Raw genomic sequence first — 26,364 nt, 5'->3', positions numbered from 1 at the left:
TCATTCCCCGACGAGGAAGATGCGCGTGACGGGCACGCGCAGCGACGTCGCGCCGATGCTGACCTGCAGCCCCGTCACCGCGCGCGTCGGCGGCGCGTTGCCGATCTGCGGCACCTTCAGCGCATCGTTGTTCTGCGCGAGCGCGTCGTTGGCCGTCTGCAGATTGGTGGTCCAGCCCACGCGCGGCACGTACAGCTTCGCGTCGATTGCACCGACGCCGCCCATCAATGCGACCCAGCTCCAGCCGTCGACGCTGCTGTCCTTCAGCACGGCGTGCAGCCGGTTCGCATCGTCGATCGGCGGCGACGCATACCGCACGACGCGCCCGCCGGCGATCCGGTAACGGACCACCTGCAGCCGCGGCGCGGCGCCCGGCACCTCGAGCTCGCGAACGATCTGCAGCGTGTTGCCGGCGACGCCGATCGCCGGCTGGCCGGCTTCGTCGTCGGTCGCGGCGAGCCGCGCGTCGATGCGCATCTGGTCGAACATCTGCGCGAACACGCGCTCGTCTTCCATCGCGGCCGCGACCTTGTCGCGACCGCGCATGATCTGGTCGAGCCCGCGCCACGCCAGAATCGCGACCACCGCGAGGATCGCGATCGCGATCATCAGTTCGATCAGCGTGAAGCCGCGCACGCGGCGCGAGCCGACGAAACGCGCGGGCCGGCGCGGCGGCGGCGCGTCAGAGCGGACGGCTGGTTTCATTCGCGACCACCGTCACCATCTGGGCCAGCACGCCAGCGCGCCCCGGCATGCTCACCGACACCTGCACGCGCCGGAACACGGGGTTCGGCGTCGTGCTCACGCGTTGCGTGCAGACGAGCTGCACGTTGCCTTGCGAACAGTCGAAACTCTGCTCGCCGACCTCCGGCCACGCATGCGTGAGCCGCAATTGCGCGAGCGTATTGTCGGCACTCCAGCCGGCGAGCAGCCGGCGATGGAGATCCGACGCATTGGTCGCCATCGTGCCGACCGCACGGATCGACGCGGCGAGCGCGACCGCGATGATCGTGAGCGCGACGAGCACCTCGATCATCGTGAAGCCGCGTGCACCGGCGCACGTTGCGTTGGCGCGCCCCGAACGAAGTGCTTTCGAGGGGCGGAACGAAGAAAACGGAAAGGGCATACGACGACGCATCGTCATTGCACCTCGTAACGACCGTTGCCGGTGCCGACGATCGTCGCACTGCCGACGGCCGAATGCAGCGTCACGCGCACCGGCGTGTCGATGCTTTCGGTACCGAACACGATGCGGCTCGCACGCGTGTCGGACCCCGGATAGTCGATCTCCGCGCTCGTGACGCCGCCGTCCCAGTCGCGCGGGCGCAGCAGGTCGTCGCGCAGCGTGCGCCAGCCGTCGGGCGAGCTCACGTCGAAACGGAAGCCGTGCGCGGTCGGCTGCCACGCGATCGGGTGGGCACGCACCTGCGCTTCGTCGCCGGCGGTCTCGAACAGCAGCGCGACGCGCTGCGCCTCCTCGCGCAGGTCGGTCCGCGGATTGCGCGTGAGCGACAGCGACGCGAGCGACACCAGCAGGCCCGCGATCACGAGCACGACGAGCATCTCGAGCAGCGTGAAGCCGCGCGCGCGCGTCGGCGCGGCAGTCATGGCCGCGCCGCGACGCACGTGGCGGTCGCGGCCGGCGCGACTGTCGCGTGCTGAGCGCAACGACGTGCGAAGGGCGGGCATGAAATGAAGAGCAGGAACGAACGTTGGCCGGTCAGCGCACGCTTACTGCCACGAACCGATGTCGGTGTCGTTGCCGTCGCCGCCTTCCTTGCCGTCGGCGCCGTAGCTGAACACGTCGATCTCGCCGTGCACGCCCGGGTTCAGGTACTTGTACCCGTTGCCCCACGGATCGTTCGGCAGGCGCTCGAGATAGCCGCCGTCCTTCCAGTTGTTCGGGATCGGATCGGTGGTCGGCTTCTGGGTCAGCGCGGTCAGGCCCTGTTCCTGGGTCGGATAGCGGCCGTTGTCGAGACGGTACAGCTTGAGCGCCTGCATGATCGTGCCGATGTCCTGCTTCGCGGCGATACGGCGTGCCTCGTCGGGGCGGCTCATGATCTTCGGCACGATCAGTGCCGCCAGGATCCCGAGGATCGCGACCACCACCATGATCTCGATCAGCGTGAAACCGCGCTGACGGCGCACGGCCGCATTACGGCGAGTGATCCACGTTTGCATGACTGACTACCTCTTTCCAAAAAAATGTCGTCGATTGAGTGACGCACCCGGTATGCATTCCGGACCCTTGCCTGACGACAAGCTTCCGATACCCCGTGCGCGGAGCACGCATTGTAAGGCGCGCATTGCCGAGGGCTTTCACCCAACGCAAATTTCATATACATCCGTACAATAGCGCGCATGAACGCGCTCTCGATCCGGATCCTCTCCCTCGCCCTCTTCGCGGGTTTGTGCGCGACGGCCACCTACTGGGTCGTCACGCTGTCCGCCCGTGAAGCGCCGCTGCCTGCCGCTGCCGCGCGGCTGCCGATCCGCACCGAGGACGCCGCCGCGCTCTTCGGCGGACAGCTCGACAAGAATCCCGTGCAGGACATTCACCTGTTCGGCATTCTCTCGCTCGCTCACGGCGCCGCCGCGATCATCGGTGTCGGCGGCGAACCGCCGCGTGCGGTGTCGCTCGGCGCGGACGTCACGCCCGGCGCGAAACTCGCCGAAGTCCGTCCCCGCTCGATCATCGTCGACCGCAACGGCGCCCGCGCCGAAATCCAGCTCCCCGCGAACACGCCGTCCCCCGCGATCTACATGCGCTGAACGGTGCCGGCCTGACCGACCGTCAGGCCGTCACTGCACCATGTTGTTCAACTCGATGATCGGCAGCATCACCGCCAGCACGATCACGAGCACGATGCCGCCCATCGCCAGGATCAAGAGCGGCTCGAGCAGGCTCGTCAGGAACATCGTGCGACGCTCGAGCTCGCGCGCCTCGCCTTCCGCCGCGCGATCGAGCATCGTCGTCACGTCACCCGTGGCCTCGCCGGAACGAATCAGGTGCACCAGCACCGGCGGAAACGTCTTCACGTTGTTCAGCGCGCGCGACAGCGCGGAGCCTTCACGCACGCGCACGATCGCATCGTCGATGTTCGCGCGCATCGCGCGGTTCGACAGTGTCTCGCCAGCCGCCTGCAGTGCGCGCAGGATCGGCACGCCGGCCGCGGTGAGAATGCCGAGCGTGCTTGCGAAGCGCACCGTGTTGTAGCCGCGCACGAGCTTGCCCGCGAGCGGCGCGGTCAGCACCCAGCGGTCGAACGCGAGCCTCGGCCCGTCGCGCGACAGCGTCGCCTTCACGAACCACACGACCAGCGCGACCGCGATCAGGATCGCCCACCACCAGTGCCGCACGAACTCCGACAGCGCCATCATCACGATCGTCAGCACCGGCAACTGCTGCTTGGTGCTCGCGAACACGTTGACGACCTGCGGCACCACGTAGCTCAACAGGAACGTGACGATGCCGAATGCGATCAGCGTGACGATGCCCGGATACGTGAACGCCAGCAGGATCTTCTGTTTGAGCGCATTGCTCTGCTCGATGTAGTCGGCCAAGCGCGACAGCACGATGCCGAGCTTGCCGGTGTGCTCGCCCGCGGCGACGAGCGCACGATAGATTTCGGGGAAATCGCGCGGATGCTGGCCCAGCGCATTCGCGAGCGAATGGCCGCCGAGCACCTCGGCGCGGATCGCGGCCATCAGTTCGCGGATGTAGTCGCGCTCGGCCTGCTCGGTCAGCACGCCCAGCGCCTCGTCGAGCGGCAGCCCCGCGATCAGCAGGCTCGCGAGCTGGCGCGTGAGGATCGCCTGCTCGCGCTGCGACAGCTTGCGGCCGAACGCGAGCCGCTGCGAACGCGCGCCACGGCTCGCGCTGGCGGCCGGTTCGACGACGAGCGGCGTGAGCCCCTGCGTGCGCAACTGGCCCCGCGCGTTGCGCGCGCTGTCGGCATCGATCACGCCTTTCTGCGCGCGCCCCGCCGAATCGATAGCTTCGAAACGGAATGCCGGCATCGCGCTATGCGCCTCCCGTCACGCGCAACACTTCCTCGAGCGACGTCGCGCCGGCCGCAAGCCAGCGTTCGGCGTCGTCGCGCAGCGTGCGCATGCCTTCCGCGCGGCCCGCGGCGAGAATCTCCGCGTCGGCCGCGTTGCGGTGGATCAGCGAGCGGATCGCGTCGTCGATCACCAGCAGTTCGTATACGCCGCGCCGGCCCGCGTAGCCCGAATGGCCGCACTTCGCGCAGCCGACCGGATGCCACACGGTGCGGCCTTCTTCCTGCCGCTCTTCCTTGCACACCGGGCAGAGCTGGCGCACCAGACGCTGCGCGAGCACGCCGAGCAGCGATGACGCGAGCAGGTACGGCTCGACGCCCATGTCGGTCAGACGCGTGACGGCGGACGCCGCATCGTTGGTGTGCAGCGTCGCGAGCACGAGGTGGCCCGTCAGCGAGGCCTGCACCGCGATCTGCGCGGTTTCGAGGTCGCGGATTTCGCCGATCATGATCACGTCCGGATCCTGACGCAGGATCGAACGCAGCGCACGCGCGAAGGTCATCCCGATCCGCTCGTTCACCTGCGTCTGGCCGATGCCGGACAGGTCGTATTCGATCGGATCCTCGACGGTCATGATGTTGGTCGTCGCCGTTTCGAGCCGCGACATCGACGCGTACAGCGTGGTCGTCTTGCCCGAACCGGTCGGCCCCGTCACCAGCACGATCCCGTGCGGGCGCGCGATCAGCTTGTCGAACTGGCCGAGCGTGTCGCGGCCCATCCCGAGCGCTTCGAGATTCAGCCGCGCCGCATCCTTTTCCAGCAGACGCAGCACCGCGCGTTCGCCGTGCCCGGTCGGCAACGTCGACACGCGCACGTCGACCGGCCGGCCGCCGACGCGCAGCGTGATGCGGCCGTCCTGCGGCAGGCGCTTCTCGGCGATGTCGAGCTGCGCCATGATCTTGATCCGCGAGATCAGCGCGCCGTGCAGCGCCTTCTTCGGGCGCACGACGTCGCGCAGCGTGCCGTCGACGCGAAAGCGCACGACCGACGCATTCTCGAACGGCTCGATGTGGATGTCCGACGCCTGTTCGCGTGCCGCTTGCGTGAGCAGCGCGTTGATCATCCGGATGATCGGCGCGTCGTCTTCCGATTCGAGCAGATCCTCGACTTCGGGGATGTCCTGCATCAAGCGCGACAGGTCGACTTCGCCTTCGACCTCGCCGACGATCTGCGCCGCGCTGCCGTCCTGGCGCGCGTACGCCTGGTTGATCGCCTGCGCGAGTTCGTCGGCCGGCACGCGGTGCACGGAAATCGAGCCGAAATTGCGGGCGATTTCCGCGAGCGCCGCGTCGCTCGTGCGTTCGCTGATCCACACCTCGAGCGTGTCGTCGAGCTGGTGTGCAATCAGCACCTGGCCGTTCTTCGCGAAGCCGTACGGCAACAGGCGCGCGGCCAGCGGCGACGGCGGCTGCCGTTCGCCCGGCGCGCCGTCTGGAGCGGAAGACGCGAGCACGTCGCTCACTGCGAGGCTCCCGGCGTGGCGGTCAGCGGTTGTTGCGGCACCGTCTGCTGCGGCACGCTTTGCGGCTGCACGGGCGTCTGCTCCGGCATCGGCTGGGCCGGAACCGGCGCCACCTGCCGCTGCACCTGCTGACGGCGCATCTTGTCGAGATCGAACAGGTTGCCGGCCGGCGTACCGCCCTGGCTCGGGCCGAGCGGCATCGGCGGGACGACCGGATCGTCCTTGTCGCGCATCACGTTGTTGTCCGACTTGTACGCGCCCGTCATGCCCTGGACGTAGTCGTAGCGGTTGGCCGTGACTTCCTGCGCGGTACTGCGATCGCTGATGATCACCGGGCGCAGGAACACCATCAGGTTGGTTTTCTGGCGTTGCTTCGATTCCGAACGGAACAGCTGGCCGATCCACGGAATGTCGCCGAGCAGCGGTACCTTGCTGTTCGATACCTGATAGTTGTCCTGCATCAGGCCGCCGAGCACGATGATCTCGCCGTTGTCGGCCAGGATCGTCGACTGGATCGAGCGCTTCGTGAAGGTCGGGCCGGTCTGCGCGCTCGTCGTGCCGGCGACGACCGCCGAATCCTCGGTATAGAGCTGCAGCTTGAGGATCCCGCCGTCGGTAATCTGCGGCTTCACGTGCAGCGTCAGGCCGACGTCGCGCCGGTCATAGGTGTTGAACGCGTTGCTCGTCGTGCCGCTCGTCAGGTTCGAATACGAACCGGTCGCGATCGGCACGTTCTCGCCAACCACGATTTTCGCTTCCTCGTTGTCGAGCGTGACGAGGTTCGGCGTCGACAGCACGTTCGCGTCGCTCACGCCCGAGAAGTACTGCAGCAGCGCACCGAGCCCCTGCACGCCGAACATGTTGTGCAGCCAGCCGATGTTGAGTCCCTGGTTGAGCGACGAGAGATTGGCGGCCAGCCCGCCGCCGGTGATCGTGCCGGCGCTGGTGGTCGTGCCGCCGGCGGTCAGGTTGATGATGCTGTTGCCCGCCACGTTGCCGGCCACGGCCGCCAAGTTCGTGCCGCCGAGGAACTGGCCGCTCGCCACCTGCCACTGGATCCCGAGGTTGCCCTGCGTCGTCGAATTCAGCTCGACGATCAGCGCTTCGATGTAGACCTGCGCACGCCGTGCGTCGAGCTGGTCGATCACCGAGCGCAGGTTCCGGTAGACCGGATCGGATGCCGTGATGATCAGCGAGTTGGTGGCTGCGTCGGCCTGGATCATCCCGCCCGGCTGGTTGTCGTCGCTCTTGTCCTTGTCGCCGCCGAGCAGGCCGGCCGTGCCCAGGCCGCCGCTGCCCGACGAGCCGCTGCCGTAGGACGACGACGAAGACGAGCTGCCGAGGCCGCCGGACGGCAGCGGCGGGGTGCCGGAGGTGCCGGTCGAGAAGTTGCCGCTCGACGACGAGCCACCGCTCTGGTTGAAGCTGTTCGCATCGTTGGACGACGCCGACGAGCCGCTGTCGTTGCCGCCCTTGCCGAGCATCCCGCGCAGCGTCTTCGCGAGCTTCACCGCGTCGGCGTTGCGCAGCGGCACGACGTGCATGTTGCCGGGCACCGCGCTCGGCGCGTCGAGCTGCTGCGCGAGGCGCTTGGCCGCGGCCAGGCGCGCGGCGCTCGATGCGCGCAGCATCAGCGAATTGGTGCGCGGGTCGGCCGTGACCGACACCTTCAGCGTCGCGTCGCTGTTGCCGATCGCGCCCGGGTCGAGCATCTTCTGCATCTGCGCGGCGAGGTCGATCGCGTTCGCGTTGCGCAGCGGCACGACCTGGACCTGCGCGCCCGCGGCGTTGTCCACGCCCGCGATGATCCGCGCAATACGGCGCACGTTGTCCGCGTAATCGGTGACGACGATCGTGTTGTTCGCCGGGTAGGCGGTGACCGTGTTGTTCGGCGAGATCAGCGGCCGCAGCACCGGCAGCAGGTTGTTCGCCGATTCGTTGTGCAGCTCGAACACCTGTGTGATGACCTGGTCGCCATGCGCCTGCGGCGCGTTGCCGATGTAGGTCGGCACGCCCTGCAGCTTCGCATCGGCCTCGGGCACGACCTTCAGCACGCCATGATCCTGCACGAGCGCGAAGCCCTGCATGCGCAGCGCCGACTGCAGCGTCTTCAGCGCCTGGTCTTCCGGCACCGAGCGTTCGGCAACGAGATTGAGCTGCCCCTTCACGCGGGGATCGACGATGATGGTCTTGCCGGTTGCGGCGCCGATCGCCTTGGCGACCTGGTCGATGTCCGCATTCACGAAATTGAGCGTGACCTGAGCGTAGGCGGCCTGCGAGACGATGATGCCGGCGGCGATCAGGGTCGTGGCTACGCGCCGCATAACGAAGCGATTTCTTGTCATGGATGAATGGGTCGATGCCGGCTCAGGCCACTTCCGGCGGTAGTGCTGGGATCCAAGTCCTAAAGGCGCGACATTAGCAGTTTTTCATGTCCGAAATATCACATTGATCCGAGGACTGTCTCACATACGACATGTAACCGGCACGGCGTATGCGATATGTAAGATTTCGGCGCTGGATGGGCATTCCGGTCATCGCCGTCGATTTGCGATGAATCGACACGGAAATGCGCTATAACCGGGCTGCCGTCTTCCCGTATGTCGCAACGTGACGGACTGCCGGTATGATACGGGCGGCACGTTTCTCGTCGCACGAATAAAGAACACGGGTTTTCCCGACCCTCGCGCAATTTCCTTTTTCGTTTCCGCACCATGAACAGACGGTTCGCTTCGATCGCGCTGATCGCCGCCGGCGTGTGGTTTGCCTGCGGAAACGCGCGCGCGGATTGTTTCGACGAGGCCGCCCGATACCAGAAGGTCAATCCGCTGATCCTGCGTGCGATCGCATGGCAGGAGTCGCGCAACCGGCCCGACGCGCTGAACAAGAACAACAACGGCTCGGTCGACTACGGCCTGATGCAGATCAACTCGATCCACCTGTCGACGCTGTCGCGCTACGGCATCGGCCGCGACACGCTGATGGAGCCGTGCAAGAACGTCTACATCGCCGCGTGGCACCTGCGCCAGAAGATGAACCGCTACGGCAACACATGGCAGGCCGTCGGCGCCTATCATTCTGAAACGCCGTCGCTGCGCGACAAGTACGCGCGGCAGATCGCCGGGATCCTGACGCAGTGGAAGCTGCTGCCGCCCACCCAGTGACGCCGCGCCGCATCGCGCGCTGACGCGGCGCCGCTCGGCCGGCGCGCGTTTGATGCACAATGCGGGCTCACGCCGCAGTTTCGCCCGGCCCCTGGCCGATCGCGCCCCCTGAAGGGCGCCGCGGCTGCTTTTTCATTTTTTCCGTTGGTGCATATCGCTATGAATCCGGCAATGAACCAGCCGTTGCCCGTCACCGTGCTGTCCGGTTTTCTCGGCGCCGGCAAGACCACGCTGCTCAAACACATCCTCGCGAACCGTGCGGGCCTGAAGGTCGCCGTGATCGTCAACGATCTCGCGGCGGTCAACATCGACGCGTCGCTCGTGCGCGATGCGCAGGCGCTGTCGCAGGTGGAAGAGCGTCTCGTCGAAATGTCGAACGGCTGCATCTGCTGCACGCTGCGCGACGACCTGCTCGTCGAGATCCGCAATCTCGCGGCGGACGGCCGCTTCGATGCGATCGTGATCGAGTCGACCGGCATCGCCGAACCGATGCCGATCGCCGAGACCTTCACGTTCGTCGACGACGACGGCGCATCGCTGGCGAGCGTCGCGCGGCTCGACACGCTCGTCACCGTCGTCGACGCATTCAATTTCCTGCGCGACTACGGTTCGGATGATGCGCTCGCGACGCGCGGCATCGCCGCGTCGGACGAAGACGATCGCACGCTCGTCGAGCTGCTGATCGAGCAGATCGAATTCTGCGACGTGCTGGTGATCAACAAGGCCGATCTCGTCGGCGCGGACGAGCTCGCGCGCCTGCAGCACATCCTCGCGCGGCTCAATCCGCGCGCGCACCAGGTCGTATCGACGTTCGGCAACGTGCCGCTCACGGAAGTGCTGAACACCGGCCGCTTCGATTTCGACGAAGCCGCGAACGCGCCGGGCTGGCTCGCGTCGCTCGATCACGATCACACCGATTGCGACGATCCCGAATGCCACGATGCGCATCATGCGCACGTGCACGGCGAAGCCGACGAATTCGGCATCGGTAATTTCGTCTACCGCGCGCGCCGGCCGTTTCATCCGGCGCGACTCTGGGCGCTCCTGCATCAGGAGTGGCCGGGCGTGCTGCGCAGCAAGGGATTCTTCTGGCTCGCGACGCGCAACGACATCGCGGGTTCGCTGTCGCAGGCGGGTGGCGTATGCCGGCACGGCCCCGCCGGTCTCTGGTGGGCCGCGCAGGATCGTGCGGAATGGCCGGACGATGACGAGCTGCTCGGCGAAATTCGTGCGGAATGGCAGGGTGATCTCGACGACCGCTCGGTCGGCGATCGTCGTCAGGAACTCGTGCTGATCGGTATCGGTCTCGACGCCGACGCATGGCGTGCGAAGCTCGACGCGTGCCTGCTCAGCGATGCGGAATTCGCGCTGGGCGCCGAACAATGGCGCGCATTCGACGATCCGTTTCCGGAGTGGGATGTCGACGCGCACGACCACGACGATCCCGACGGCGCGCAGATCGTGCACGCGTAACGGCCGGTAAAAACGGCTCGCGAAAGGCAACCGTCAATTCTTGCAAGACGGGCGCGGACTGTGGCAAAAATGCCGCGCGCGCCCAACAAAAAACCCGCCGAATGGCGGGTTTTTCTTTGAACAGGCGCTGGTTTAACGCTTGTTGACGGCGTCCTTGAACGCCTTGCCAGCCGTGAACTTGACCGTCTTGGCTGCCGGGATCTTGATGGTTTCGCCGGTCTTCGGGTTGCGGCCCGTACGTGCTGCGCGCTTGCCCGAACCGAAGCTGCCGAAGCCGATCAGCTGAACCGCATCACCCTTCGACACGGCCTTCTTGATGACTTCGAGCAGCGTGTCCAGCGTTTCGCCGGTTTGAGCCTTGCTGGCGCCCGTTTGGGCGGCGACGGCGTCGATCAGTTCCTGTTTGTTCATTAAGGTTCCTTTTTCAGGTTAGGTTGACACGAACAGCGCGAACGCGCCGATTATACGTGCGCGAACCGTGCCGTCGAGAGTCTGACTCCAACGGCACAGCGCCGAATCCTGGCCCGCGCGACGTGCCGTCCGGCTTGCCGGAGGCCACCCCGCGGTACGGCGTTGCTATGATAGCGCAGCGCAAACCCAATAACGACAAGGGTTTCAAAGATTTTCATCGGTATTTCGCCGAATGAATCGTCGATTGCCCGTTTTTTGACCTGCGCCAACCGGACAGGATACGCAGACGGGTCCGCCCGCGCGCCACGCCGTTGGTTTTTGCCAACGGCGTCGCGGACGCCTCCGCGCAATCCCTTGCCTGGCTTGGCTGCCACGTTTTTTGTTTCGCATGCCCGACCGACTCGTTCCCGCCACGCTCGCCCTGCGCGACGACGGCACACTCGTCTCGCCGCAGTACGGCGAGCTCCATCGCGATGCGTCGCGCGCGCTTGCGCACGCGAATCGCATGCTCGCCGGCAACGGGCTGCCGGCCCGCTGGCACGGCCGCCGCACGTTCACGATCGTCGAAACCGGCTTCGGCGCGGGCGGTCACTTCCTCGCGACCTGGGCCGCATGGCGCGACGACCCGCAGCGCTGCGAGCGGCTGCATTTTGTCGCAGTCGAGCCGCATCCGTTCTCGCGCAACGACCTGCGTCGTGCCGTTTCAAACCTGACCGGGCGCGCAACCATTTCGGAGAACGTAGCGACGCACGCCGCGGCGCTCGTCGATGCGTGGCCGATGCTCGTGCCCGGCCTGCACCGGCTCGAATTCGATGCCGGACGCGTGGTGCTCACGCTCGCATTCGGCAATGCGCAGGACCTGCTGCAACGGCTCGTCGCACGCGCCGATGCGTTCTATCTCGGCCATCGCGCGGCGGACGCGGATGACGATTCGTTGTCGGCCGACGTGATTCGCGCGCTCGCGCGTGTCGCCGCGCAAGGTGCGACCTACGCAACGCATTCGCACGACGACACCGTGAGACATGCGCTCGATGCAACAGGTTTCACGCATCGCGACGTCGATGATTGTGCGGGCGAACCCGTGCTGCGGGTCGGCGAATATGCGCCGCGCTGGCGGATGCGGCGGCACGAACCGCCGCGCGCGTTGCCGGTTTCGGCGCGCCGCGCGATCGTGATCGGCGCGGGCCTCGCAGGTTGCGCGGTGGTCGAACGGCTCGCCGCGCGCGGCTGGGACGTCACGCTGATCGAGCGGCACGAGCGGATCGCAAGCGAGGCGTCGGGCAATCCGGCCGGCGTATTCCATCCGTTGATGACGCGCGACGACAACATCGCGAGCCGGCTCACCCGCACCGGTTTTCTGCATGCGCTCGCACGCTGGCGCGCACTCGAAGAGGCCGGTCATGCATTCGCGCGCAGCACGCACGGGATGATCCATCTCGCGGAATCGGCCGACGATTTCATGCGGATGCGCGATGCATTCGAGGCACTCGGCACGCCATCCGACTACGCATCGCTGCTCGACGCCGGCACCGCACGCGCGCATCTGAAGCTGCCGGTCGCGCACGGCGGACTGCTGTTTCCGCACGGCGGCGCCGTGTGGCCGGCCGGGCTCTGCGCGGCCCAATGCGCGGCCGCCGGCGAGCGCGTGACACTTGTCACCGGCACCGAAGTCGCGCGACTCGAACGGCACGGCGACACATGGCGCGCGCTCGATGCGGCGGGCGGCACGCTGGCCGAAGCGCCGGTCGTCGTGCTGGCGAACGCGGGTGACGCCGTGCGGCTCGCGGGCCTGCGGCATGTCGCGGTGCAGCCGGTACGCGGCCAGCTCACGCTGCTGCCGCCCGGCAGCACGGCACCGCTGCCATGCCCGACGATCGGCGACGGTTATGCGGTGCCGCTCGACGACGGCACGCTGTTGATCGGCGCAACTTTCGAGCCCGACGACGTCGATCCGTCGATGCGCACCGCCGGACATATCGAGAACCTCGAGCGCGTCCGGCATCTGCTGCCCGGCCTGATCGGCGATCTGCCTGACCCGGATGCGCTGCGCGGCCGCGTCGCGTTCCGCTGGGTCGTCGCCGACCGGGTGCCGCTGATCGGTCCGCTTGCCGACGAAGCGCAGGCTGTCGCGAACGCACGCGCGCTGAGCGGTGCGAAGGCGCACGACCTGCCGCGCACCGCCGGTCTCTACGGTGCATTCGGCTACGGCTCGCGCGGCCTCGTGTGGGCCGCACTTGGCGCCGAGCTCATCGCGTCCCAACTCGAAGGCGAACCGCTGCCGCTCGAGCGCGAACTCGCCGATGCCGTCGACCCGGCACGGTTTCTGATCCGCGCCTTGCGCGGTCGCCACATCGGCTGACGCCAACCGGCCGATTGGTCGGTTGAATCCTCACAGTTTTCGGATTTTCTCGCGCAAAGTTATCCACGCAATACTGTGGATAACCGCGCGAGATCTGCCTGTACTTCGTGTGCAATCACAGTGGACGTAAACTGGGTAACTCGGCAAGCTGTGCAGCGGCCCAAAAGTTGCTCAACTCAAACCGCTGTGAGCAAACAACCTGTGCAACGGGTTATGGCAACGCCAACACCTTGATCTTGCTACGTAAACAGAAGTTATCCACAGAAATGTGCGGGTCTTGTTAACTTCTACTACGTATATATACAAATAAACCTTTGAAACCAAAGACCTGTGGCGCTTCACAGCGCCGCGAGTCGATTCAATCGGTTCCAGAGCGAAAAAGCTGTGGCACAATCGGTTTCCTTCGCGTCCGTTCGGCCAAGCGCCGGACATGCTTCAATGGAACGGTCGGCTCGATTTCGAATCTGAATCTTCGAGGCTGCGCAGTCCGTTCACACACCAGGCCGACAATCCAGATCGGCAACCTGAACGACATTTCCGCCGAATGGCGGAACAGGCGAATCCCATGTCTCGCCGTCGTCGACCACAACAATCACATTCGGGGCGATACCCAGCCGGCGCGCATCTCATTTCTGACGCTTGACCCCGCGTCGCTGGCGGTTGCTTCCAAAGGAGAAGTCACCACGATGAAGTCGGCGTTCTCATTCCTGCCCAACTGGCCGCTGTCGCCGGATGCCGTGTTCTGGGCCGGGCTCGCGTTGTTTGCGGCCGGTCTCTGTGGCGAGCTGTGCTATCGCGCGTGGCGGTTGCCGCGCATTACCGGTTATGCGGTGATCGGTCTCATCGCCGGATCGTTCGGATTCGGCGTGATCGATGCGAGTACCGACGAAACGTCGCGGCTGCTGATGAATGTCGCGCTCGGCCTGCTGCTGTTCGAGCTCGGCAGTCGCCTCGACCTGAAATGGATTCGTCGCAATCCGTGGCTCATCGCCTCGAGCCTCGCGGAGGCGACGCTCACGTTCGTGCTTGTGCTGTTCGTGATGCTCGCGCTCGGCGTATCGGGCATGGTCGCGCTCGTGCTGTCGGCGATCGCGATCGCGACGTCGCCGTCGATGGTGATCCAGCTGAAGACCGAACTGCGCGCGGAAGGGCAGGTGTCGCAGCGTCTCATCACGCTGACCGCGCTCAACAGCGTGTATGCGATCGTGCTGACCAAGCTCGTGACGAGCTGGCTCCATCAGGAAGCGTACGGGAACGTTTTCGCGACGATCCTGCAGCCGCTCTACCTGATCGTCGGTTCGTTCATCGTCGCGTATCTGGTCGCGCGCTCGTGCAACTACCTGTTCCGCCACATGACCTCGACGATGCGCGACGAGCATTCGTTCGTCGCGCTGTTCGGCCTCGTGATGCTCGCGATCGCGGTCGCGCAGGCGCTGAAGCTGTCGACGCTGCTCACGCTGCTGCTCGCCGGCATCATCGTGAAGAACCTGGAAGCGCGTCCGCAGCTGTGGCCCGAGCATTTCGGCACGGCCGGCTGGCTGCTGACGGTGATCCTGTTCGTGCTGACGCTCACGTCGTTCACGTGGGGCGACATTGCGCTCGGCGGGCTGTTCGCGATCGCGCTGATCGTCACGCGGCTCGCCGCGAAGCTGGCCGGCGTCGTCGTGTTCGCGAAGCCGAGCGGGCTCGGGATGAAGCAGGGTGTCGCGCTCGGCATCGCGCTCACGCCGATGTCCGCGCTGTCGTACCTGCTGGTCGACGACACCTACCAGCTCTATCCGAATTTCGACCCGCACCTGCGCGCGATCGTGATGTGTTCGATCGTGATCCTGCAGCTCGTCAGCCCGTTCGTCGTCTACCGCTGCCTGTCGGCGGTCAGCGAACGTAGCGACAGAAACTGATTCCGGAACCTGCCATGGCACTCGAAACCTTCGTCAATTCCGAACCGTTCACGTTCGGCGTCGAACTGGAGATCCAGGTCGTCAACACGCACAACTACGATCTGACCAAGGCCGCATCCGACCTGATGCGCCTGATCCAGGGCGAAACCTTCCCCGGCAACATCACGCCCGAAATCACCGAGAGCATGATCGAGCTGTCGACCGGCATCTGCCATTCGCACGAGCAGGCGGTCAGCGAGCTGCACGCGATCCGCGACGTGCTCGTGAAGGCGGCCGACCAGCTCAACGTCGGGCTCGGCGGCGGCGGCACGCACGCGTTCCAGCAATGGAGCGACCGGCAGATCTACGACGCGCCGCGCTTCCAGTACATCTCCGAGCTGTACGGCTATCTTGCGAAGCAGTTCACCGTGTTCGGCCAGCACGTGCACATCGGCTGTCCGGATCCGGACAGCGCGCTGTTCCTGCTGCACTCGATGTCGCGCTTCATTCCGCACTTCATCGCACTGTCCGCGTCGTCGCCGTTCGTGCAGAACGTCGACACCGGCTTCCATTCGGCGCGCCTGAACTCGGTGTTCGCGTTCCCGCTGTCGGGCCGCGCGCCGTTCGTGCTGACCTGGGACAGCTTCGAGGAGTACTTCACGAAGATGGTCAACACGGGCGTCGTCAACTCGATGAAGGACTTTTACTGGGACATCCGCCCGAAGCCCGGCTACGGAACGATCGAGGTGCGCGTGATGGACACGCCGCTATCGGTCGACCGCGCGGCGGCGATTGCGTGCTACATCCAGACGCTCGCGCGCTACCTGCTGACCGACCGGCCGCTGAAGCTGTCGGAGGACGACTACCTCGTCTACACGTTCAACCGCTTCGAAGCGTGCCGCTTCGGGCTCGAGGGCACCTGCGTCAATCCTCAGACGGGTGAGCGCCGGACGATCGCCGAGGACATCCTCGACACGCTCGACCGGATCGCGCCGCATGCGGCCGCGCTCGGCTCGCGCGCGGCGCTCGACGAGATCGGCGCGCTCGCGAAGGCGCGGGTCAACGACGCATCCTGGTTGAGAACCGTTTTCAAGCAGGAAAAATCGCTGAACGAGACGGTTCGCCAGCAGTGCCTGCGCTGGCGCGAATGAAAATATGTTTTGCAGATTACAGGCTCGACCGGGCGCCCATTCGCTGAACGACGGTCGATGCCGATTCGCCCGATTCGTGTCGCCAGTCGTCCTGAAAATCTGTGGATAACCAGATATTCCGCTTCAAAGTCAACGCTCTGCGAGCGGGACAACCCGGTGGACTCGTGCCGCCGGCACGGTGGCCGATCTGAACAGGAAAATGTTTTCGTGTCCTGCCGCACGGCCCGCGGACATTGCAGGCACAACGAAAAAAAGCGGTTATCCAGCGATTTTCCACAGAATGCAGGGGATAACTTAGCTGTGCGATTTTCCGCTCTCGCTTAGAATGTCGGCTTTGCGGACACCGGAACGACGCGTGTCTCACCGGTCGCCGCGAACGCGACCGCCGCGTGTGCCTCGCGACGGCCGTGTTGACGCTCTTCACCGGGCGTCTGTTTTGAGATAGACATTGGATCTCCACACTACGGCTGCTCGGCAATCCGGGCGGCGGCAAAGCGAAAAGACTATGAGCGAAGGCGTTTACGGGAATCAGGCTTCGGGACGTGTGACGCACAGCCTGCTGCGATTGAGCACGGCCATGCGAAGCCAAGCATGGGATTGGGCGGAAGGCGCAGGCCTCACGCCGACGCAGGGCGAGATCCTCGTGCTGCTGCTGCAGCGCAAGGGCCCGATGCGGCTCGGCGAGATCGCACGCGAGACGCAGCTTACCGCCGCGACCACCAGCGATGCGGTCAGCACGCTGGAGACGAAGGGGCTCGTCGAGAAGCGTCGTGCACTGGACGACGGCCGCGCACTCGCGGTGCGTCTGTCGGCCCGCGGCCGCACGGCGGCCAAGAAGGCGCTGCAATGGCCGGAATTCCTGACGAAAGCGGTCGGCAAGCTGGGCGCGGACGAGCAGGGCACGCTGTATCGCGCGCTGCTGAAGACGCTGCGCGAGCTGCAGGTGGCAGGCGTGACGCCGCCGCAGCGCATGTGCCTGACGTGCTCGTCCTTCCAGCCGGGCAAGCCGTCGAAGAAGACGCTGCACCATTGCGCGACGCTCGACATCTCGATGGCCGACAGCGATCTGCGTCTTGACTGTTCGGTGCACGAAGAAGCCGACGCGGCGACGCAAAAGAAGACCTGGAAGATTTTCGCCGGCTGACGTCCGTCGATCGACCGGGAGGCCGATGATGAACGCTGAAGTGGTGGCGATCCGCCATGTGCATTTCGAGGACCTCGGCAGCTTCGAGCAGGTGCTCGGGGAGCGTGGCCGTCGGGTGCGTTACGTCGACGTCGGATCGTCGCGCTTCGAGGTGCTCGACGCGCTGCAGCCGTCGTTGTTGGTTGTGCTCGGTGGCCCGCTCAGCGTGTACGACGATGCGCAGTACCCGTCGATCGCGCCGCTTGCGGCGCTCGTGCGCCAGCGCATCGACGCGGGACTGCCGATCCTCGGCATCTGTCTGGGCGCGCAGTTCATCGCCCGTGCGCTCGGCGCGCGCGTCTATCCGGCCGCGCAGGCGGAACTCGGCTGGGCGCCGCTGACGCTTACCGACGCGGGCCGCGCGTCGCCGATGCGCCATCTCGATGGCGCGGCGACGTCGATGCTGCACTGGCACGGCGACACGTTCGACCTGCCGGGCGGCGCGATCCATCTCGCGTCGACACCCGCGTGCCGCCACCAGGCGTTCGCGTGGGGGCAGCACGTGCTGGCGCTGCAATGCCATCCCGAAATCCGTGCGGACCGCTTCGAACCCTGGCTGATCGGGAACGCGGGCGAAATCGCGTCGACGCCCGGCATCGACGCGCGCCAGTTGCGCGCTGATACCGCGCAGCATGGTCCCGCGCTCGAGACGGCCGCGCGGCGCATGTTCGCGGACTGGCTCGACAGCGTCGGGCTGTGATCCGGCGCATTCCGCGCTGAGCGTGACCGGCTCGCAGTCGAGCCGGCTTCACCACGCATCCTGTGTGGTGGCCGGCTGCGCGCCGGCCCCGACCTGACCATCCGCTTACTGCCGATCCGGCCGCCAGCACGCTGGCGGGCTGCGTGCTACGCTCGTTCGCTCTTTCCCTTTCCTGGCGAGCGGCATCCATGACTGCGCTGTTTTCCCCGTTCACGCTGCGCGGCGTGACCCTTCCGAACCGGATCGTGATCTCCCCGATGTGCCAGTATTCGGCCGAACGCGGCGAGGCGACCGACTGGCACATGATCCACCTCGGCCATCTCGCGCTGTCGGGCGCGGGCCTGCTCTGCATCGAAGCGACCGCCGTCGAACCCGACGGACGCATCACGGCCGGCGACCTGGGTTTGTGGGACGACGTGACCGAAGCGGCGCTCAAGCCGGTGCTGGCGTCGATCCGCAAGCACTCGCCGGTCCGTATCGCGATGCAGTTGTCGCATGCCGGGCGTAAGGCGTCGAGCGAGGTGCCGTGGAACGGCGGCCAGCTCGTATCGGTCGCCGATGGCGGCTGGCTGCCGCATGCACCGTCGGCCGTCCCGCACAAGGATGGCGAGACGCCGCCGCTCGCGCTCGACGCGGCCGGCCTGAACCGGATCCGCGAAGCGTTCGCGGCTGCCGCGAAGCGCGCGGCGCGCCTCGGCATCGACGCAATCGAAGTGCACGCGGCGCACGGCTATCTGCTGCATCAGTTCCTGTCGCCGCTCTCGAACCAGCGCACCGACGAATACGGCGGCTCGCGCGAGAACCGGATGCGCTTCCCGCTCGAAATCTTCGATATCGTGCGCGCGGCGTTTCCCGCGGACCGGCCGGTTGGCGTGCGCGTGTCGGCGACCGACTGGGTCGAGGGCGGCTGGGAGCTCGACGACACGATCGCGTTCGCGCACGCACTGAAGCAGCGCGGCTGCGACTGGATCGACGTGTCGTCCGGCGGCGTGTCGCCGCTGCAGAAGATTCCGCTGTCGCCGGGTTACCAGGTGCCGTTCGCGCAGGCCGTGAAGCGTGCGGTCGGGATGCCGACGATCGCGGTCGGCCTCATCAACGAGCCCGCGCATGCGAACCGCCTGATCGAGGCCGGTGACGCCGATTTCATCGCGATGGCGCGTGCGATCCTGTACGACCCGCGCTGGCCGTGGCATGCGGCCGCCGAGCTCGGCGCACAGGTGTCGGCGCCGCCGCAATACTGGCGCTCGCAGCCGCGCGAGCACAAGGCGTTGTTCGGCGACATCGCATTCGGTCAACGCTGAGCGTCATGCGCGCAATATTGGGCGCGATGTTGAACGAAGCAATCTTGAACGTGTAGGATGCGGGTGATTCGCCGCATGCCCGGACGCGGCACCGAGCGGTGCCGCGTTTTCGTTTGTGCGGTGCAAGGCCGCGATCGCGGCCGTTTTCCATTCAAGTCGTCTTCACAAGGATTCGTTCGATGAGTTCACGCAGGATCGCGGTGCGCCGCTCGGGAGTACACGGCAAGGGCGTGTTCGCGGTGGAATCGATCAAGACCGGCGAGCGCGTAGTGGAATACAAGGGCGAGCGGATTTCGTGGAAGGAAGCGCTGCGTCGCCATCCGCACGACCCGAGCGAGCCGAACCATACGTTCTACTTCGCACTGGAAGAGGGCGGCGTGATCGACGGCAAGATCGACGGCAACAGCGCGCGCTGGATCAACCACTCGTGTGCGCCGAACTGCGAGGCCGAGGAGATCAAGGGCCGCGTGTTCATCCACGCGCTGCGCGACATCGGCCCGGAAGAAGAGCTGTTCTACGACTATGGCCTCGTGATCGACGAGAAGCTGACGAAGAAGCTCAAGCGCGAATACGCGTGCCATTGCGGCGCGGCGACGTGCCGCGGCACGCTGCTCGCGACGCCGGACGACGACGGCAAGAAGAAAAAGAAGAAGGACAAGAAGGACGGCAAGTCCGAGTCCGGCGCGAAGGACAAGAAAAAGAAGAAGTGAGCCCGGGGGCCGCGCATCGTGCGCGGCGGCTTCACCGGATGGCCGCCGCGTGCCGAAGCACGGCGCGGCCGTTCCCCCCGTTCTCCCGATGGGCGCGCCGGATGCGGCTCAGTGCGTCGGCGTGGCTGCCGGCATTTCGTTCTCCGGCTTCTCGGTGCGCTCGGCGAGCGGCACGCGCACCACGAAGCGCGAACCGCCTTCCGATGCATCTTCATACGACACCGTGCCGCCGTGCATCGCGATGATGTCGTGCACGATCGCGAGGCCGAGCCCGGCCCCCGTCTCGACGCCGTTGCCGCTTTGCGCATCGCCACGGAAGAACCGCTTGAACAGGTCGGCCTGCTGGTTGGCGGGTACGCCCGGGCCGTTGTCCTCGACGACGATCTCGGCGGCCGGCTGGCCGTCTTCGAGCGCGCCGCGCGCGACGTTCACCGTGATCCGCGCACCGTCCGGCCGCGCGAGCGGCACGTATTTCAAGGCATTGTCGAGCAGGTTCGCGATCACCTCGCGCAGCAGCACCGGGTTGCCGCGCACGTTCAGCTTTTCATCGTCGCCCAGTCCCGGTTCGTCGCTGCGCTGGAAGCCGAGGTCGACATGCGACGCGAGCGCGCGCGGCACCCATTCGGCGCCCGTCTCGAACGCCATCGCGGCAAGGTCGACGTCGACGAAACGCGCGGCCTGTTCGCCCGGCTCCGCGCGCGCGAGCGACAGCAACTGGTTCGACAGCCGCACCGCGCGGTCGGCGGCGGCGCGCAGCTCGCGCACCGCGGTATAGGTTTGCTGCGGGTCGCGTGCGGTGGCCGCCTGCTCGGCATGCAGCTTCACGGCCGTGAGCGGCGTGCGCAACTGGTGCGCGGCATCGGCGATGAACTTGCGCTGCGCGTCGAGCGCCGTCTTCAGGCGGCCGAGCAGCGCATTCATCGCGCTCGTCAGCGGCCGGATCTCGAGCGGCACGTCGGTTTCGTCGACCGGCTCCAGCGACGTGTGGGTCTGCCGGTTCAGCGAATCGGCGAGATGGGTGAGCGGGCCGAGCTGCTGGTTCACGACGCGCCACACGATGCCCCAGCCCGCGAGCAGCAACAGCAGCAGCGGCATCATGATCGCGACGAGGAATTCGGCGGCGATCCGGTAGCGGTGCCGCACCGGCTGCGCGACTTCGACCACCATCGGCCGGCCGCCCTCGACATCGTCGACGCGCACCTGCGCGACCCGCACCGCGCGGTTGTCGTACTCGGCTTCGAACACGTACGCGTGATGCATGCGGCGCACGTTGATGCCCTGCAGCGGCAGCTTCGGGTCGCCGGCGAGTTCCTGTTCGCCGTCGCTGATCCGGTAGATCAGCGCCTCGGCGGGATCGGAGAACATCGCCTGGGCGAGCGGCGGCACGGTGAACGGCGCGTCGGGGCCGGCGATCTGGATCTGTTTTGAGATGGCGGTCGCGAGATCGGCGAGCGAGCGGTCGATCACGTGTTGCGTGTATTGCCACGCGAGCCAGTAGGCAATCAGGCCGCTCATCAGCGCGAGCATCGACAGCGGCGCGGCGAGGCGCCTGAGCAGCGAGCGGCGCAGGCTGGTGGTCACAGCCGGATCAGGAGACATTTCGACAGGCAAATGGATAAGCGCCGCTCACGGGGAGCGGCGCGGTCGTGCGTCGGACGGCGACGCGGGCAGGGCGCTCGCCGGCGGCACGTGGCCGGCCGGCGTGCGGCACCGCTCAGACGCTCGCGGTCTGGCGGATTTCCTGCAGCAGGTAGCCGAAGCCGCGCACCGTGACGATTTCGACACGGCACTGCTCGAGTTTTTTGCGCACCCGATGCACGTAGACTTCGATCGCGGTGTCGCCGAGATCGCCGCCGAAGTGCGTGAGGTGATCCTGCAACTGGGCCTTGCTGACGACGCGGCCATGACGCAGCAGCAGCATTTCGAGCACCGCGAACTCGCGCGGCGACAGTTCGAGCGGCTTGTCGTCGTTGAAGATGCGGCGATCGACGCCCGACAGGCGGACGCCGCCGAGCGACACTTCCGGACGCGGCATGTCGCTGTGCGGGCCGCTGCGGCGCATCACCGCGCGGATGCGCGCTTCGAGCTCGGCCGGTTCGAACGGCTTGAGCATGTAGTCGTCGGCGCCGGAATTCAGGCCCTGGATCCGGTCGTTCAGCTCGTCGCGTGCGGTCAGCACGATGACGGGCGTGTGGCGGTTGGTCTGGCGGAAACGCGTGAGCAGCGTCATCCCGTCGATACCCGGCAGGCCGAGGTCGAGGATCACGAGTTCGTGGCGGTTTTGTGCCAGTGCCTGTTCGGCAAAAATGCCGTCATGCACCATGTCGACGGTGAAACCAGCCTGCTCGAGGCTGCTTTGGATACCGCGTGCGATGGGGCGGTCGTCTTCGATCAGAAGGAGTCGCATGAAGTTCGCTCAAGTACAATGGGTTGGCGGTTCAGGCACGCGGACAGCACGACGCCGTTTCCACAGGGGCGCCGCATCGCCTGACATCAAGCATGGCGGCCAGCGAACGATTAAATCCAATCATGTCCGATATTTCGATCCACGACCTCGAAGCCGCGATCAATTTCTGGCGCGCCCGCTCGCCGTCGAGCGGCGACGAACTCAAACTCTGCGAAGAGGCCAGCGCGCTCTCCAAGCCGTATGCGCTGCTGATTGTACAGCGCGAAAGCGCGCTGCAACTGGAAGGTTTGGACCCCAAGGCACGGAAAGCGTACGAGACTTACGTGCGCCTTAAGGATGGCTTGGAAAGCTGAAGGCTTTCGCTAAGTACATCCTAGAAAACGTTCATCGAAATGAAAAGTTGACGCGCCGCGCGTCGAAAGATGCGCGGCGGTAGAGGAAACACTCAGGCGGCGGGCTGGGTGTGTGCGCAGACCTGATCGATGAATTGCGCGAGCTGGATATCGCGTTCGGTCAGGCCGTCCGCGTCGTGGGTCGACAGCGTCACGTCGACGCGGTTGTACACGTTGAACCATTCCGGATGGTGATTCATTTCCTGCGCCTTGATCGCGACGCGCGTCATGAAGCCGAAGGCCTCGTTGAAATCGGCGAAGCGCAGGCTGCGCTGGATCGCGTCGCGGCCCGGCACGGCCGTCCAGTGCGGCAGGCCTTCGAGCCGGGTCTTGCGTTCTTCGGATGTGAGCTTGTGGATCATGTTGCACCTCGTTCGATAACGGCGCCCGCGCGCGGGCAGAGGCCGCGCGGCAAAGCCGGTACCGGTCATTGTTTCATAGTTGGCGAACGGGCATCCGGACACGGGCGCCCGTGCTTGCGTCACGCGTGAGCGTCGTCCGGCCAGCCTTCGCCCGTGCCGCGATGCAGCACGCGGTCGCTGTCGATCACCGCGCCGGCCGGGAATTCCGGCAGTTCGGCGAGCCGGTTGGCCAGCGCGCGGCCGTCGACGTCGGCGAGCGCGAACAGCTGCGCGAAATCGTCGATCACGAAGTAGGTCTTCTGGAACGTGTCGATCCGGTACTGCGTGCGCATCACGCGCTCCAGCGCGAAGCCGAGCCGGTTCGGCGCGGCGCTTTCGAGGCTGTACAGGCTCTCGCCCTTGCTCGACACGATCCCCGCGCCGTAGATCGACAGCCCGTTCGTGCCGTTCGGGTCGCGGATCAGGCCGAACTCCACCGTATACCAGTACAGCCGCGCCAGCCGCGCGAGCGCCGCTTCGTCGTCCGCGACCGCCAGCGCGGTGCGGCCGTACGCCTGCATGTAGTCTGCGAATACCGGGTCGATCAGCAGCGGCACGTGGCCGAACAGGTCGTGGAAGCAGTCGGGTTCCTGCAGGTAGTCGAGCTGGTCCGGGCGGCGCATCCACCAGGTGACCGGAAAACGCCGGTTCGCGAGGTGTTCGAAGAACACGCGATCGGGCACGAGGCCCGGCACCGCGACGATCTCCCAGCCCGTGGCCAGCTTCAGCTGGCGGTTCACGTCGGCGAACGACGGCACGCGGTCGGCCAGCAGGTCGATCTTCCCGAGTCCGGCGACGAACGCGTCGCACGCGCGTCCGCGCAGCAGCGCCGACTGGCGCGCATAGAGCTGCTGCCACACCGCGTGGTCGACCTGGCCGTAGCGTTCGAGCGGCTGGTCGATGGTGAAATCGGCGCGGGTTTCGAGGCCCGCGTCGAACTGCTCCTGCAGTTTCGCGGTGACGACGGTGGACATGATCAGGCTCTGCATGCTGTGGTTGGGAACCATGCAAGTGTAGAGCGGCAGTCGCGCGGAATGGGCGCAAAGATGGCGTTGATTTGCCTGTTGATGCGATAATCTCGCATCAAAACAGGAATCAATGCGGAGAATGCTTATGCTGGAACTCGATCACTTCGATCTCGCGCTTCTGGACGTGCTGCAGCGCTTCGGCCGCGCGACGCACCAGCAGCTCGGCGAGGAAGTGCCGCTGTCGCCGTCGCAGATCGGCCGGCGGCTGCAGCGGCTGGAAGCGGCTGGCGTGATCGAAGGCTACCGCGTGATGCTGCGCCCCGAAAAACTCGGGCTCGGCGTCACCGCGTTCACGAGCCTGAAGCTCAAGCACCACGGCGATTCGATCATCGAGCAGTTCCAGCAGCAGATCGACGTGCTGCCCGAAGTGCTCGAATGCCATGCGGTGGTCGGCGATGCCGACTATCTGCTGCGGATCGTCGCGCCGGACCTGAACGCGCTGTCGCAGTTCGTGATGAAGAAGCTGATGCGCGTGCCGGGTGTCGACAGCGTGCGCTCGAACATCGTGCTGACGACCTTCAAGCGCAACGGCGCGCTGCCGCTCGCGCATCTGGCGCCCGGCGCGGCGTGATGCGGCGGCCGGGCCGGCGGCGGGGCGCGAGGCCTCGCCGCAGGTAGGGCCGGATCAGGCCGCTTCGGACTGCGTGCCGGCGTTCAGCAGGTCGACGTATGCGACCGCGACGAGATCGTCCGACGACACGCCGAGCTTCGTGAACACGTCGTGCGCTTCGGCTTCGCCGCCGGCTTCATCGTCGTCCGGGCCGAGCACGACTTCCAGCTCGATGAAGTCGCCGAGGCCGTCGACGCGGTCGAGGTGGATGCGCGTGCGGCCGGCAAGGTACACATGCCGCTCCTTCGTCACGATTCCGCGCGTGGTCAGCGCGGTCGCAAGCAGCGAGTGCATCGCGTCCGGGTTCGTGACCGGGCTGCGCGTGTAGTACGACGCTTTCGGGCCGTCGCGGTCGTCGCGCTGGTAGAAGATCAGCTCGGCCGGCGTGCCGTCCTCGAAGCGGCGCAGCTTCAGCCGGCCGCGCGGCACGTCGTAGAAGAAATCCTGCTGGCGGTAGAAGAGCGGCGCTTCGGTGGCGAGCGCCGCCGCGCGTTCGCGCAGCTGGTCGAATTCGCGGGCGCGGGCTTTGATCTCGATGTTGCGGGCCATGCGGGTCTCCTTCAATCAGGGGTCTCGCGGTGTGCGAACGCACAATCTAGCAAAAAGCTTGCGATGGTGGCGTGACGACGCGGTTCGGCGCGGTGACGCGGGGCGGGCGATCGGGCTCGTCCGCGAGGGCGCCGGTGTCGCGACTCCGGTTGACCGATGGCCGACACGTCAGGCGCCGCAGGCCATCGAACGACCGCCCGCGGCCCATCAGCCGCACTCATATTGCCCACTGGGCCTCGATCAGCCGCAGCGCCGCCGTGATCGCCGGCTCGTCGCGCCGCTCGGCGAGCGTCACGAACGTCAGCTCGGTCGGCACCGTCACGCGTTCGACGATCGTCAGCGCGTGCGCGTGCGCTTCGGCCAGCGCGGTCGAGTCGCGCGCGAGCGTCAGCCCGATGCCCGATTTGACGAGATCGAGCATCGATTGCTCCTGGTCGACCTCGGCGACCTTGACCGGCTGCGCGCCGGCCGCCGCGAACACGCGCGACAGCAGCCGGTGATGCGCGGATGCCGGCGGTGTCCAGATCCACGGCAGCGCGGCGAGCGCGCGCCAGTCCTGTGCGCGCTGCACGCGCTCCCGCCAGCCGGCCGGAGCGAGCACACGGTACTGGTAATGCGTGAGCGTGACGGTGTGGAACAGGGCCTCGTCGCGCGGATCGTCCTCGCCGGGCCGGCCGATGTAGTAGCCGACGTCGAGTGTCCGCGCGCGCACCTGCTCGAGCACCCATCCCGACATCCCGTGTCGCAGCGCGGTTTCGACCTGCGGGTGGGTTTCGACCAGCGCGCGCAGGAAGCCGCCGAGCCGCAGGAAGCCGGGATCCAGAATCGTGCCGATCCGCAGCCGGCCGCGCACCTCGTGCCGCAGCGCAGCAGCGGCGCGCTGCACGTCGGTGGCCGCAGCCAGCGCGCGCTCCGCGTGCGGCAGCAGCGTCTGGCCGTCGCGCGTGAGCGCGAGCCCGCGCGACGTGCGCGTGAACAGCACGACGCCGAGCGTTTCCTGCAGATGCTTGATCTGCAGGCTCACGGCCGGCTGCGTCACGTGCAGCTGGGCGGCGGCGCGCGTCAGGTTGCCTTCGCGGGCGACCGTCGCGAACGCGCGGAGCAGGGTGAGATCCATC

26 protein-coding genes are annotated in these 26,364 nt (G+C 66.5%); 12 read left to right on the top strand and 14 right to left on the bottom strand.

Annotated elements, in window-relative coordinates:
• Genes BX604_RS07370 through gspG form a run of 4 tightly spaced genes read right to left on the bottom strand, consistent with a single transcriptional unit; the run spans position 1 to position 2,184 of the window.
• The gene (locus BX604_RS07370) at positions 1-705 is read right to left on the bottom strand and encodes a PulJ/GspJ family protein (RefSeq protein ID WP_098550182.1); all 705 of its coding nucleotides are present in this window, start codon (positions 703-705) and stop codon (positions 1-3) included.
• Positions 683-1,144, bottom strand: coding sequence for a type II secretion system minor pseudopilin GspI (gene gspI / locus BX604_RS07365; RefSeq protein WP_257146282.1), 462 nt, complete (start codon positions 1,142-1,144; stop codon positions 683-685). Before gspI ends, BX604_RS07370 begins: the two co-directional genes overlap by 23 nt.
• Complete coding sequence (locus BX604_RS07360) at positions 1,141-1,689, bottom strand: GspH/FimT family pseudopilin (protein WP_098550180.1); 549 nt, start codon at positions 1,687-1,689, stop codon at positions 1,141-1,143. Before BX604_RS07360 ends, gspI begins: the two co-directional genes overlap by 4 nt.
• Before the next feature lie 42 nt (positions 1,690-1,731).
• On the bottom strand, positions 1,732-2,184 hold the full coding sequence (gene gspG, locus BX604_RS07355) for a type II secretion system major pseudopilin GspG (protein ID WP_098550179.1): 453 nt from the start codon (positions 2,182-2,184) through the stop codon (positions 1,732-1,734).
• Positions 2,185-2,364: 180 nt separating this feature from the next.
• Here gspG and BX604_RS07350 point away from each other — a divergent pair, with 180 nt between their 5' ends.
• Entirely contained in the window at positions 2,365-2,775 is a 411-nt protein-coding gene (locus BX604_RS07350; RefSeq protein ID WP_098550178.1) for a type II secretion system protein N, read from the top strand.
• Positions 2,776-2,805: 30 nt separating this feature from the next.
• On the opposite strand, the gene gspF is transcribed toward BX604_RS07350, so the two are convergent.
• Genes gspF through gspD form a run of 3 tightly spaced genes read right to left on the bottom strand, consistent with a single transcriptional unit; the run spans position 2,806 to position 7,872 of the window.
• Positions 2,806-4,023: a type II secretion system inner membrane protein GspF gene (gspF, locus tag BX604_RS07345; RefSeq protein WP_098550177.1), complete on the bottom strand. Its 1,218-nt coding sequence runs from the start codon at positions 4,021-4,023 to the stop codon at positions 2,806-2,808.
• A gap of 4 nt (positions 4,024-4,027) precedes the next feature.
• On the bottom strand, positions 4,028-5,518 hold the full coding sequence (gene gspE, locus BX604_RS07340) for a type II secretion system ATPase GspE (RefSeq protein ID WP_373562421.1): 1,491 nt from the start codon (positions 5,516-5,518) through the stop codon (positions 4,028-4,030).
• A 5-nt stretch (positions 5,519-5,523) separates the two neighbouring features.
• On the bottom strand, positions 5,524-7,872 hold the full coding sequence (gene gspD / locus BX604_RS07335) for a type II secretion system secretin GspD (protein ID WP_098550175.1): 2,349 nt from the start codon (positions 7,870-7,872) through the stop codon (positions 5,524-5,526).
• A 369-nt stretch (positions 7,873-8,241) separates the two neighbouring features.
• On the opposite strand from gspD, the gene BX604_RS07330 reads away from it, so the two are divergent.
• Positions 8,242-8,691: a lytic transglycosylase domain-containing protein gene (locus tag BX604_RS07330; protein WP_096506743.1), complete on the top strand. Its 450-nt coding sequence runs from the start codon at positions 8,242-8,244 to the stop codon at positions 8,689-8,691.
• Between the two features lie 159 nt (positions 8,692-8,850).
• The gene (locus tag BX604_RS07325; RefSeq protein WP_098550174.1) at positions 8,851-10,164 is read left to right on the top strand and encodes a GTP-binding protein; all 1,314 of its coding nucleotides are present in this window, start codon (positions 8,851-8,853) and stop codon (positions 10,162-10,164) included.
• Between the two features lie 132 nt (positions 10,165-10,296).
• Here BX604_RS07325 and BX604_RS07320 read toward each other — a convergent pair whose 3' ends face one another.
• A complete protein-coding gene (locus BX604_RS07320) occupies positions 10,297-10,575 on the bottom strand; it encodes an HU family DNA-binding protein (RefSeq protein WP_006401505.1) in 279 nt (92 codons plus the stop codon).
• A 388-nt stretch (positions 10,576-10,963) separates the two neighbouring features.
• Here BX604_RS07320 and mnmC point away from each other — a divergent pair, with 388 nt between their 5' ends.
• The 7 genes from mnmC (at position 10,964) to BX604_RS07275 (ending at position 19,859) form a co-directional block, all read left to right on the top strand.
• Positions 10,964-12,934: a bifunctional tRNA (5-methylaminomethyl-2-thiouridine)(34)-methyltransferase MnmD/FAD-dependent 5-carboxymethylaminomethyl-2-thiouridine(34) oxidoreductase MnmC gene (gene mnmC, locus BX604_RS07315; protein ID WP_098550173.1), complete on the top strand. Its 1,971-nt coding sequence runs from the start codon at positions 10,964-10,966 to the stop codon at positions 12,932-12,934.
• A 686-nt stretch (positions 12,935-13,620) separates the two neighbouring features.
• Positions 13,621-14,835: a cation:proton antiporter gene (locus BX604_RS07300; RefSeq protein ID WP_098550172.1), complete on the top strand. Its 1,215-nt coding sequence runs from the start codon at positions 13,621-13,623 to the stop codon at positions 14,833-14,835.
• A gap of 14 nt (positions 14,836-14,849) precedes the next feature.
• Entirely contained in the window at positions 14,850-15,965 is a 1,116-nt protein-coding gene (locus BX604_RS07295; RefSeq protein ID WP_096506738.1) for a YbdK family carboxylate-amine ligase, read from the top strand.
• Between the two features lie 505 nt (positions 15,966-16,470).
• Positions 16,471-17,109 carry a MarR family winged helix-turn-helix transcriptional regulator gene (locus tag BX604_RS07290; RefSeq protein WP_096506737.1) on the top strand — a complete coding sequence of 213 codons (639 nt, stop codon included), beginning with the start codon at positions 16,471-16,473 and terminating at the stop codon, positions 17,107-17,109.
• A 28-nt stretch (positions 17,110-17,137) separates the two neighbouring features.
• Positions 17,138-17,848 carry a glutamine amidotransferase gene (locus BX604_RS07285; protein ID WP_098552738.1) on the top strand — a complete coding sequence of 237 codons (711 nt, stop codon included), beginning with the start codon at positions 17,138-17,140 and terminating at the stop codon, positions 17,846-17,848.
• A 188-nt stretch (positions 17,849-18,036) separates the two neighbouring features.
• On the top strand, positions 18,037-19,149 hold the full coding sequence (locus tag BX604_RS07280) for an NADH:flavin oxidoreductase/NADH oxidase (protein ID WP_098550171.1): 1,113 nt from the start codon (positions 18,037-18,039) through the stop codon (positions 19,147-19,149).
• 179 nt (positions 19,150-19,328) lie between these two features.
• Positions 19,329-19,859 carry an SET domain-containing protein gene (locus BX604_RS07275; protein WP_098550170.1) on the top strand — a complete coding sequence of 177 codons (531 nt, stop codon included), beginning with the start codon at positions 19,329-19,331 and terminating at the stop codon, positions 19,857-19,859.
• Between the two features lie 108 nt (positions 19,860-19,967).
• Here BX604_RS07275 and BX604_RS07270 read toward each other — a convergent pair whose 3' ends face one another.
• Together BX604_RS07270 and BX604_RS07265 are read right to left on the bottom strand one after the other, a co-directional pair.
• Complete coding sequence (locus BX604_RS07270) at positions 19,968-21,458, bottom strand: sensor histidine kinase (RefSeq protein WP_098550169.1); 1,491 nt, start codon at positions 21,456-21,458, stop codon at positions 19,968-19,970.
• A 115-nt stretch (positions 21,459-21,573) separates the two neighbouring features.
• Positions 21,574-22,266: a response regulator gene (locus BX604_RS07265; RefSeq protein ID WP_006401494.1), complete on the bottom strand. Its 693-nt coding sequence runs from the start codon at positions 22,264-22,266 to the stop codon at positions 21,574-21,576.
• A gap of 122 nt (positions 22,267-22,388) precedes the next feature.
• Here BX604_RS07265 and BX604_RS07260 point away from each other — a divergent pair, with 122 nt between their 5' ends.
• Positions 22,389-22,619: a DUF3717 domain-containing protein gene (locus BX604_RS07260; RefSeq protein WP_006401493.1), complete on the top strand. Its 231-nt coding sequence runs from the start codon at positions 22,389-22,391 to the stop codon at positions 22,617-22,619.
• Positions 22,620-22,711: 92 nt separating this feature from the next.
• Here the strand turns inward: BX604_RS07260 and BX604_RS07255 are convergent, their stop codons facing one another.
• Together BX604_RS07255 and phhA are read right to left on the bottom strand one after the other, a co-directional pair.
• Positions 22,712-23,089, bottom strand: coding sequence for a 4a-hydroxytetrahydrobiopterin dehydratase (locus BX604_RS07255; protein WP_257146281.1), 378 nt, complete (start codon positions 23,087-23,089; stop codon positions 22,712-22,714).
• A gap of 50 nt (positions 23,090-23,139) precedes the next feature.
• On the bottom strand, positions 23,140-24,066 hold the full coding sequence (gene phhA, locus BX604_RS07250) for a phenylalanine 4-monooxygenase (RefSeq protein WP_098550167.1): 927 nt from the start codon (positions 24,064-24,066) through the stop codon (positions 23,140-23,142).
• Positions 24,067-24,172: 106 nt separating this feature from the next.
• On the opposite strand from phhA, the gene BX604_RS07245 reads away from it, so the two are divergent.
• Positions 24,173-24,658 carry an Lrp/AsnC family transcriptional regulator gene (locus tag BX604_RS07245; protein WP_006408082.1) on the top strand — a complete coding sequence of 162 codons (486 nt, stop codon included), beginning with the start codon at positions 24,173-24,175 and terminating at the stop codon, positions 24,656-24,658.
• 54 nt (positions 24,659-24,712) lie between these two features.
• Here BX604_RS07245 and BX604_RS07240 read toward each other — a convergent pair whose 3' ends face one another.
• Positions 24,713-25,246, bottom strand: coding sequence for a class IV adenylate cyclase (locus tag BX604_RS07240; protein ID WP_098550166.1), 534 nt, complete (start codon positions 25,244-25,246; stop codon positions 24,713-24,715).
• Between the two features lie 217 nt (positions 25,247-25,463).
• The gene (locus BX604_RS07235) at positions 25,464-26,363 is read right to left on the bottom strand and encodes a LysR family transcriptional regulator (protein WP_098550165.1); all 900 of its coding nucleotides are present in this window, start codon (positions 26,361-26,363) and stop codon (positions 25,464-25,466) included.
• Position 26,364: the final 1 nt, after the last annotated feature.

Origin of the sequence: Burkholderia sp. JKS000303 (assembly GCF_002563755.1) — a bacterium.
GTDB classification, from domain to species: Bacteria; Pseudomonadota; Gammaproteobacteria; order Burkholderiales; family Burkholderiaceae; genus Burkholderia; species Burkholderia anthina_B.
This window is presented reverse-complemented; position numbering and strand designations above follow the sequence as displayed.

Excerpts from the sequence above, each read along its gene's own strand:
- gspF (WP_098550177.1), bottom strand. The coding sequence starts at position 4,023 with ATGCCGGCATTCCGTTTCGAAGCTATCGATTCGGCGGGGCGCGCGCAG.
- BX604_RS07245 (WP_006408082.1), top strand. The coding sequence starts at position 24,173 with ATGCTGGAACTCGATCACTTCGATCTCGCGCTTCTGGACGTGCTGCAG.
- BX604_RS07260 (WP_006401493.1), top strand. The coding sequence starts at position 22,389 with ATGTCCGATATTTCGATCCACGACCTCGAAGCCGCGATCAATTTCTGG.
- BX604_RS07275 (WP_098550170.1), top strand. The coding sequence starts at position 19,329 with ATGAGTTCACGCAGGATCGCGGTGCGCCGCTCGGGAGTACACGGCAAG.
- gspD (WP_098550175.1), bottom strand. The coding sequence starts at position 7,872 with ATGACAAGAAATCGCTTCGTTATGCGGCGCGTAGCCACGACCCTGATC.
- mnmC (WP_098550173.1), top strand. The coding sequence starts at position 10,964 with ATGCCCGACCGACTCGTTCCCGCCACGCTCGCCCTGCGCGACGACGGC.
- BX604_RS07370 (WP_098550182.1), bottom strand. The coding sequence starts at position 705 with ATGAAACCAGCCGTCCGCTCTGACGCGCCGCCGCCGCGCCGGCCCGCG.
- BX604_RS07350 (WP_098550178.1), top strand. The coding sequence starts at position 2,365 with ATGAACGCGCTCTCGATCCGGATCCTCTCCCTCGCCCTCTTCGCGGGT.
- BX604_RS07235 (WP_098550165.1), bottom strand. The coding sequence starts at position 26,363 with ATGGATCTCACCCTGCTCCGCGCGTTCGCGACGGTCGCCCGCGAAGGC.
- phhA (WP_098550167.1), bottom strand. The coding sequence starts at position 24,066 with ATGGTTCCCAACCACAGCATGCAGAGCCTGATCATGTCCACCGTCGTC.
- BX604_RS07255 (WP_257146281.1), bottom strand. The coding sequence starts at position 23,089 with ATGACCGGTACCGGCTTTGCCGCGCGGCCTCTGCCCGCGCGCGGGCGC.
- BX604_RS07325 (WP_098550174.1), top strand. The coding sequence starts at position 8,851 with ATGAATCCGGCAATGAACCAGCCGTTGCCCGTCACCGTGCTGTCCGGT.
- BX604_RS07320 (WP_006401505.1), bottom strand. The coding sequence starts at position 10,575 with ATGAACAAACAGGAACTGATCGACGCCGTCGCCGCCCAAACGGGCGCC.
- BX604_RS07300 (WP_098550172.1), top strand. The coding sequence starts at position 13,621 with ATGAAGTCGGCGTTCTCATTCCTGCCCAACTGGCCGCTGTCGCCGGAT.
- BX604_RS07360 (WP_098550180.1), bottom strand. The coding sequence starts at position 1,689 with ATGCCCGCCCTTCGCACGTCGTTGCGCTCAGCACGCGACAGTCGCGCC.
- BX604_RS07330 (WP_096506743.1), top strand. The coding sequence starts at position 8,242 with ATGAACAGACGGTTCGCTTCGATCGCGCTGATCGCCGCCGGCGTGTGG.
- gspI (WP_257146282.1), bottom strand. The coding sequence starts at position 1,144 with ATGACGATGCGTCGTCGTATGCCCTTTCCGTTTTCTTCGTTCCGCCCC.
- gspG (WP_098550179.1), bottom strand. The coding sequence starts at position 2,184 with ATGCAAACGTGGATCACTCGCCGTAATGCGGCCGTGCGCCGTCAGCGC.
- BX604_RS07290 (WP_096506737.1), top strand. The coding sequence starts at position 16,471 with ATGAGCGAAGGCGTTTACGGGAATCAGGCTTCGGGACGTGTGACGCAC.
- BX604_RS07280 (WP_098550171.1), top strand. The coding sequence starts at position 18,037 with ATGACTGCGCTGTTTTCCCCGTTCACGCTGCGCGGCGTGACCCTTCCG.
- BX604_RS07295 (WP_096506738.1), top strand. The coding sequence starts at position 14,850 with ATGGCACTCGAAACCTTCGTCAATTCCGAACCGTTCACGTTCGGCGTC.
- BX604_RS07270 (WP_098550169.1), bottom strand. The coding sequence starts at position 21,458 with ATGTCTCCTGATCCGGCTGTGACCACCAGCCTGCGCCGCTCGCTGCTC.
- BX604_RS07240 (WP_098550166.1), bottom strand. The coding sequence starts at position 25,246 with ATGGCCCGCAACATCGAGATCAAAGCCCGCGCCCGCGAATTCGACCAG.
- BX604_RS07285 (WP_098552738.1), top strand. The coding sequence starts at position 17,138 with ATGAACGCTGAAGTGGTGGCGATCCGCCATGTGCATTTCGAGGACCTC.
- BX604_RS07265 (WP_006401494.1), bottom strand. The coding sequence starts at position 22,266 with ATGCGACTCCTTCTGATCGAAGACGACCGCCCCATCGCACGCGGTATC.